6 protein-coding genes and 1 riboswitch are annotated in these 7745 nt (G+C 62.6%); of the genes, 3 read left to right on the top strand and 3 right to left on the bottom strand.

Translation table 11 applies throughout. The annotated features are described in order from the left end of the window. The coding region (locus VK519_RS08400; protein WP_324348966.1) for an efflux RND transporter permease subunit at positions 1-1632 on the bottom strand (1632 nt) is incomplete at its 3' end. A gap of 14 nt (positions 1633-1646) precedes the next feature. Beyond that, positions 1647-2837, bottom strand: a complete 1191-nt coding sequence (locus VK519_RS08395; protein ID WP_414692717.1) for an efflux RND transporter periplasmic adaptor subunit — start codon at positions 2835-2837, stop codon at positions 1647-1649. A 113-nt stretch (positions 2838-2950) separates the two neighbouring features. Between VK519_RS08395 and VK519_RS08390 the strand changes: the two genes are divergently transcribed. Beyond that, a complete protein-coding gene (locus tag VK519_RS08390; RefSeq protein WP_324348962.1) occupies positions 2951-3790 on the top strand; it encodes a helix-turn-helix transcriptional regulator in 840 nt (279 codons plus the stop codon). A 379-nt stretch (positions 3791-4169) separates the two neighbouring features. Here VK519_RS08390 and VK519_RS08385 read toward each other — a convergent pair whose 3' ends face one another. Next, positions 4170-5771 carry a peptide chain release factor 3 gene (locus VK519_RS08385; protein ID WP_324348960.1) on the bottom strand — a complete coding sequence of 534 codons (1602 nt, stop codon included), beginning with the start codon at positions 5769-5771 and terminating at the stop codon, positions 4170-4172. Positions 5772-6198: 427 nt separating this feature from the next. Continuing rightward, positions 6199-6313: riboswitch (SAM riboswitch) on the top strand. Positions 6314-6394: 81 nt separating this feature from the next. Here VK519_RS08385 and metX point away from each other — a divergent pair. Together metX and VK519_RS08375 are read left to right on the top strand one after the other, a co-directional pair. Continuing rightward, entirely contained in the window at positions 6395-7426 is a 1032-nt protein-coding gene (gene metX / locus VK519_RS08380; protein ID WP_324348958.1) for a homoserine O-succinyltransferase MetX, read from the top strand. Beyond that, a partial coding sequence (locus tag VK519_RS08375; protein ID WP_324348956.1) for a PLP-dependent transferase occupies positions 7423-7745 on the top strand: 323 nt, incomplete at its 3' end. The genes metX and VK519_RS08375, both read left to right, overlap by 4 nt.

Raw genomic sequence — 7745 nt, 5'->3', positions numbered from 1 at the left:
ACTCAGTGAAGTCGCAACGGTGTCGTGATAGCGCTCGGAACTGCGCTTGAACACCCGGTTGAACGGCCGGAATATCCAGCCCAGCGAGCGATCCATGATCTGCGTCAGCTTGTCCTTCGGCGCATCGTGCGAGCGCAGCAGCACCGCCGCCAGCGCTGGCGAAAGCGTGAGAGAGTTCAGAGCCGAGATCACGGTCGAAATCGCAATGGTGACCGCGAACTGTTTGTAGAACTGGCCGGTGACTCCGGAAAGAAATGCCATCGGCACGAACACCGCGCACAGCACCAGCGCGATCGCCACGATCGGTCCAGACACCTCTTTCATCGCCTGGTGTGCTGCCGCACGCGGATCCAGCCCATGTTCGATATTGCGCTCGACGTTCTCCACCACGACGATGGCATCGTCGACCACGATACCGATCGCCAGCACCAGACCGAACAGGGTCAACGTGTTGATCGAGTAACCCAGCAGGTACAACCAGGCGAAGGTGCCCACGATGGAAACCGGTACTGCAACCAGCGGAATGATTGACGCGCGCCAGCTCTGGAGGAAAAGGATCACGACCAACACGACCAGGATCACCGCTTCGAACAGCGTGTGCTGGACGGCGCGAATCGATTCACGCACAAATACGGTCGGATCCCACTGGGCACGATAAGCCACGCCGGCAGGAAAACTGTGGGACAGTTCATCCATTTTCGCGTACACCGTATTGGCGACGCCAATTGCGTTGGCACCTGGCGAGAGGAAGATGCCGGTCGTCGCGGTGCTCTTGGTGTCGATCTGCGCGTGCAAGGTATAGTCGCTGGCGCCCAGTTCCACCCGCGCGACCTCCGAAAGGCGCGTGATCTGGCCGTTCGCCCCATTCTTCACCACGATATTGCCAAACTCCTGTTCGCTGCGCAGGCGGCCTCGCACATTGATGGAGATCAGAGAATCCGTGGTTTTTGGCGAAGGTTCAGCGCCGAGTTGACCGGCCGAGACCTCCACGTTCTGTTCGCGTATCGCACTGATCGCGTCACCGGCGGTCAGTCCGCGCGAAGCAAGCTTGTCCGGGTCGAGCCAGATGCGCATGGCGTAATCGCCTGCACCATACAGCTCTACGTCGCCGATGCCAGGGATGCGAGACAGCTCGTCTTTGACGTGCAGCGTAAGGTAATTGCGCAGATACAGGGTGTCATAGCGACCATCTGGCGAATACAGTCCCATGTACATCAGTGGCGTAGGCGACTGTTTCTGAGTGGTCACACCATACTGGCGCACCGCATCCGGCAATCGCGAGAGTGCCTGACTCACGCGGTTCTGGACGCGCACGGCAGCCGTGTCTGGATCCACGCCGGGTAGGAAGGTGACGACCACCTGCAAGCTGCCATCGGAACCAGCGACCGACTTCATGTACATGATGCCTTCGACGCCGTTGATTGCCTCCTCCAGCGGTTCCGACACGGAGTCAGCGATTTCCTTGGGGTTGGCGCCCGGGTACGTCGCGTGCACGATCACACTGGGGGGAACCACCTCCGGGTACTCGCTTACCGGCAGTATGGGAATGGCAATTAGTCCGACCGCAAAGATGATGATGGACAGTACGATCGCAAAGATCGGCCGCTCAATGAAAAATTTTGAAAAGTCCATGGGTGAGGCCCTCGTCAGTTCATCGCCGTCTGCGTATCCGACAAGGCGGAATCCATGGCGACGTCGTGTGGTTTGACCGGCGCACCGGGGAAGAAGATTTTCTGTGTGCCATCGACAACGACCTTGTCACCCTCGGCCAATCCCGACTCCACCACGCGTAACCCGTTAACGATGCGACCAAGTTGCACGTCCTTGCGCACCGCCGTGTCTTTAGATCCCAGCACGTAGACGTACTTGCGATTCTGGTCAGTAAGCACGGCCCGGTCGCTGATCAAAAGTGCCTTGTACTGTCCGCGGGCATCCAGTTCCACGCGTGCGAACAGACCCGGCGTAAATTGATGTGCGTGATTGGGGAGAATGGCGCGCGCACGCAACGTGCCCGTGGCCGGGTCGACCTGATTGTCCAGGAAGTCAACTGTGCCCAGGTGCGGATAGTCCGCTTCATTGGCCAGACCCACGCGCACTGGGCTGCCCTGCGCTGTACGCCCTTGTTGACGCATCAGGGAGCTGTAGTGCAGGTAACTTTGTTCATCGCAGTCGAAATACACATATACCGGATCTTGCGACACCAACATGGTGAGCAATGTCTGATCGGCCTGGGCGAGATTGCCTGCGGTGAGCATGGCGCGGCTGGTGCGGCCGCTGATGGGGGCGCGTATTTCGGTGAAGCTCAGATTGAGCTTGGCCGTAGCCGCCGCAGCCTGTGCTGTTTGCACGTCGGCGTTACCCTGATCGTAGTCGGCACGGCGAGCCTCGAACTCCTCATGGGAAATGGCCGCAGACTGCATGAGACTTTGCGCGCGCTTGTACTGCAATTGCGCGCGCTGCGCGGTAGCTTGGGCGTGCGCGAGCTGCGCCGTGGCGCTGTCCAATGCGTCCTGATAAGGGCGTGGATCGATCACGAACAGGATATCGCCCTGCTTGACCTCATCGCCCTCCGTATACGCCACGCGTTGAACGTAACCGCTGACACGAGGGCGAATCTCCACCGTGCCGATCGCGGAGACCCTGCCATTAAATTCATCCCATTCGTGTACCTGGCTGGATTTCACCACGGCCACACTGACATCCGGCGCTGGCGGCGCGGCTGCCGTGGTAGATGCGTCGCCGCCGCGGCATCCACTGAGTGATAGAGCGAGAGCACCCGTGGTGCCCAGCACGTAGGAAATCCTACTGAGACGCCTGCGTGTCCCAGATATCTGCATGGTGAACATGAGCACTACCTGCGAGGTATGTATCGGAGTACGCTAATCTCCGCCCCGACGTTATCCGGGTAAAGTAGTGACGTTACACGGGTATAATGACTAATAGGTTCTGTATGTTCATTACGACCGACAATTCGCTTGGTATCTATCTCAAGGACCGTCGCACCAAACTCGATCCCGCGGCCTTTGGTCTTGTAGGGACGCGCCGGCGAACGCCCGGCCTGCGGCGCGAAGAAGTGGCTCAACGCGCTAACGTCAGCACCACGTGGTACACGTGGCTTGAACAGGGGCGGGGCGGGGCGCCCTCAGCCGATGTAGTCGATCGCATTGCGCACGCCTTGATGCTGACAGACGTCGAGCGCGAACATGTCTTTCTCCTCGCGCTTGGCCGTCCACCCAAGGTTCGCTATCAGGCTCCTGAAGGCGTTACCCCTCGACTACAGCGCATACTTGACGCACTAGTACTCAGCCCGGCCATCGTAAAGACGCGCACCTGGGACATCGTTGCATGGAACCGTGCCGCCACGGTGGTGCTTGCCGACTATGCCGCGCTTCCGGTTGAGCAGCGAAATGTACTTCGCCTCCTGTTTGGCAATCCCCATATTCGAGAGCGGCAACTTCACTGGGAAAGCCTCGCACGATTTGTCGTGGCCGCGTTCCGGGCCGATGCGGCGCGAGCTGGAGCCTCAAAAGAAGCTGAGGCACTCATTGATGAATTGAGTCGCAACAGCCCCGAATTCGCGAAGATGTGGAGTGACCACGATGTTTGCCATTATGGAGAGGGCATCAAACATCTTAGGCACCCTGACGTTGGAATGATCGCTATGGAGTTTTCATCCTTTGTGGTGGATGGACGATCCGATCTCAGCATGGTGGTCCACAACCCGGTGACACCTGAGGATGCGGACAAGGTGCGTCGGCTGATCGAACAGCAAGCCCTAGCATTGCCATGATCTGAATGCAATCGCTCCGCGCCAAAGGTCGGCGCATGTTGTACGTGGAGTCTGTGCTGCTTGCGAAAAGGCTGATCGAACGGGTCGGCGCGCCCATGATCGTGGTAACACTGACGGAACGCATCCTGCTGCGCCGATTCGCTCTGACACGACAGTTTCTGGGTCTGGGTGGTGGCGCCTAAGTTGGCTGAATGCTGACGTTGGACGAGTCTAGGAGACATGGTTCGCCACGTCGGACCGACGAAAACGCAAGGGCCGCCCACTGGCGGCCCTTGGGGGAGATCCTTTCTTGATCAACCACTCAGCTTCCGGGGCGTTTGCTACCAAATAGCGCCCGAAGAAGAAAAAGGCGGCCTTCGGGCCGCCTTTTTCATGGGGTCTACAGTTCGACCGACGCTGCGTGCTCGCGCGTGGCAGAGAACCGCACGTCGGGCCAGCGCTCCTGGGCCAGTTGCAGGTTCACGCGGGTGGGGGCCAGGTACACCAGTTCGCCGGCGCCATCCACGGCCAGGTTCATGGCGTTCTTCTCGCGGAACTCGGCAAGCTTCTTCTCGTTGTCGCAGTGGACCCAGCGCGCCGTGGCCACCGATACCGTCTCGAAGCTGGCGTCGACGTTGTATTCGTCCTTCAGGCGATAGGCCACCACGTCGAACTGCAGCACGCCCACGGCGCCGAGCACCAGTTCGTTGGACATCAGCGGCCGGAAGAACTGCGTGGCGCCTTCTTCCGATAGCTGCGCCAGGCCCTTCTGCAGCGCCTTCATCTTCATCGGGTCGCGCAGGCGCGCGCGGCGGAAGAGTTCCGGGGCGAAATTCGGGATGCCGGTAAATGACAGCGGTTCGCCCTCGGTGAAGGTGTCGCCGATGGTGATGGTGCCGTGGTTATGCAGGCCGATGACATCGCCGGGATAGGCCTTCTCCACGATCTCGCGGTCCGACGCCATGAAGGTAAGCGCATTGGCGATACGCACCTCCTTGCCGGTGCGGGTCTGCTGCATCTTCATGCCGGCGGTGTAGGTGCCCGAGCAGACGCGCATGAAGGCCACGCGGTCGCGGTGGGAGGGGTCCATGTTGGCCTGGATCTTGAACACGAAGCCGGTGAGTTTTTCCTCGGCCGGTTCCACCGTGCGGGTGAGGGTATCGCGCGCCTTCGGGCCCGGGGCGTGGTCGACGAAGAAGTCCAGCAGCAGCTGCACGCCGAAGTTGTTCACCGCCGAGCCAAAGAACACCGGCGTCTGCTTACCCGCCAGGTAGGTATCCATGTCGAAGGGATTGGACGCGCCAAGCACCAGGTCCAGTTCGTCGCGGACTTCCTTCAACTCCGCAACGCCGACCCGCTCGGCCAGCCCCGGGGCGTCGAGCCCCTTGAAGATGGTGGAATCCTGGCGGGTGAAATTCTTGCCCGTTTCGAAGATGTGCACTTCATCCAACAGCACGTGGTACACGCCTTTCAGGCGCGAACCCATGCCGATCGGCCAGGTCAGCGGCGCGCAGGAAATCCCCAGCACCGATTCGACCTCGTCTAGCAGCTCGATCGGCGAACGCCCCTCGCGATCGAGCTTGTTGATGAACGTCATGATCGGCGTGTCGCGCAGCCGGCACACTTCCATCAGCTTAATGGTGCGTTCCTCCACGCCCTTGGCACAGTCGATCACCATCAGCGCCGAATCCACCGCGGTAAGCACCCGGTAGGTATCCTCGGAGAAATCCGCATGCCCCGGCGTGTCCAGCAGATTCACGATGCATTCGTTGTACGGAAACTGCATCACCGACGACGTCACCGAAATCCCGCGCTCCTTCTCCAGCGCCATCCAGTCCGACGTCGCATGCCGCGCCGCCTTGCGGCTCTTCACCGACCCCGCCATCTGGATCGCACCCCCAAACAGCAACAGCTTTTCAGTCAACGTGGTCTTGCCCGCGTCAGGATGGCTGACAATGGCAAAGCTGCGACGACGACGGGTTTCGGCCAGATGGCTGGACATGGGCTTCAAGGACAGGCAGGGATAACCGCCTATTCTACCGCGTCGCCCGGAGGGGTGCCTGGGGGTGGGGTGGGGAGCCCCGGGCACCCCTCCCCACCCCCAGGCACCCAGGCACAGGTGGACTGAGAGCAGCGCGGTCCTTGGCGTAACGGCCTTTCCCGGCCGAAGGAGAACGCAAAATGGCACCCATCGACAACGGCAACTGCAGGCAGCCCATCCCGGCTCTCCTCACGGCCCACCCACCACGTCCGGGGGAGCGGCCGGGTGTCGTTTTCGGAACGCTTCCGCAGGGAGGCGAAGGCCGACCGAGGACTTAGTGAAGAAAACGACACCCGGCCGCTCCCTCCCCGCACCGCCCCGGAAGGCCAGACGTTTAGACGTCCAGACGTCCGTTGACAACGCGGCGGAGGGGGCGTAGCCTCGGTTCCACTCATCGAGACCGGCTGAGGGACAGGCCCTTTGAAGCCGGGGCAACCTGCGGGAATACCGCGACGGTGCCAACTCCTGCGGAGCGCCGCCTGGCGCAAGCCGATAGATGAGGATGCCGTTGGCGCGGGGTTCCCGTGGCCGGTTGGCAGCCTCCGGCGCTTCGCAAGAGCTCGAGCTTTTTACTGGAGCCTTGCATGCCCGCCGAACCCGCCACGGTTTTCCCCATTCCCGCCACGGTTGCCGCTCCGGCAGTCCGCGATTTTTCCTCGCAGCGGGGAAGTCGCGAGATCCACCTGGAGCCGAAGTATGGCCAGGGCGCCTGCCGCGCCACGGTCCGCTATCTCTGGACGGGCGCGCCGGGTGCCCCCACGGTGATCGTTCAGGGCGGGATCTCGGCCGACCGCGACGTCTGCGCCAGCGCCGGCCAGGCCAACGGCTGGTGGAGCGAGCTTGTCGGTGAGGGCGCCGCCATTGACCTCACGCAATGCCGGGTACTGAGCATCGACTACCTGGTGCCGTCCGACCTCGCCGGCACCTCGGCGGTGTCAAGCGAAGACCAGGCCGATGCCCTGGCCGCGCTCGTCGACGACCTGGGGATTGGCCGCGTGCTGGCTTTCGTCGGTGCCTCCTATGGCGCGATGACGGGCCTGGCCTTCGCGGCCCGCCATCCGGGCAAGCTTCGCCGCCTCATCGCGCTGGCCGGCGCGCACCGGCCCCACCCGCTGGCCACGGCCCAGCGGTCGGTGCAGCGCGGCATCGTCCGCCTGGGCCTGGAATCCGGCCAGGTCGACCAGGCCCTGAACCTCGCCCGCCAGCTGGCCATGACCACCTACCGCGGCGCCGAGGAATTCTCCCGCCGCTTCGCTGCGGGCCCCGAGTTGCGCGAAGGCCGTTTCCACTTCCCGGTCGAGGACTACCTCGAGCATGCCGGCCGCAGTTTTGTCGCCCGCTTCGATGCCGTCCGCTTCCTGGCGCTGTCCGAGTCGATCGACCTGCACGACATCAGCCCCGAACAGGTGCGTACGCCCACCTCGCTGATCGGCTTCCCGTCCGACCGCCTGGTGCCGCTGGCGGACCTTTGCGAACTGCAACGCCGCCTGGGCGGCACAGCCAGCCTCGACGTGGTTGAGTCCCCCTACGGCCACGATGCCTTCCTCAAGGAAACCACCCGCCTGGCGCCGCTCGTGCGCGAGGCCCTGGAATGTTGTCACGGAGAATATGCATGAGCCCGGCCAGCCCACGTACCCGCGCCGTCCGCGCCGGCATCGAATGCGATACGCAGCATGGCGCGGTGGTCCCGCCGCTGCATCTGTCCACGAACTACAGTTTCGAGGGCTTCGGCAACAAGCGCCGCTACGATTATTCCCGTAGCGGCAACCCCACCCGCGACCTCCTGGCCGAAGCGCTGGCGGAGTTGGAAGAAGGCGTGGGCGCGGTAGTCACGGCTAGCGGCATGGCCGCAGTGGCGCTGGCGCTGGAGATCGTGCCTGCCGGGGCCACGGTGCTGGCGGCCCACGATTGCTACGGCGGCACCTGGCGCCTGCT

Source organism: Pinirhizobacter sp. (assembly GCF_035317885.1).
Taxonomy (GTDB): domain Bacteria; phylum Pseudomonadota; class Gammaproteobacteria; order Xanthomonadales; family Rhodanobacteraceae; genus Pinirhizobacter.
The sequence above is the reverse complement of the archived record's forward strand: the minus strand, read 5'-3'. Positions and strand labels throughout refer to the sequence as shown.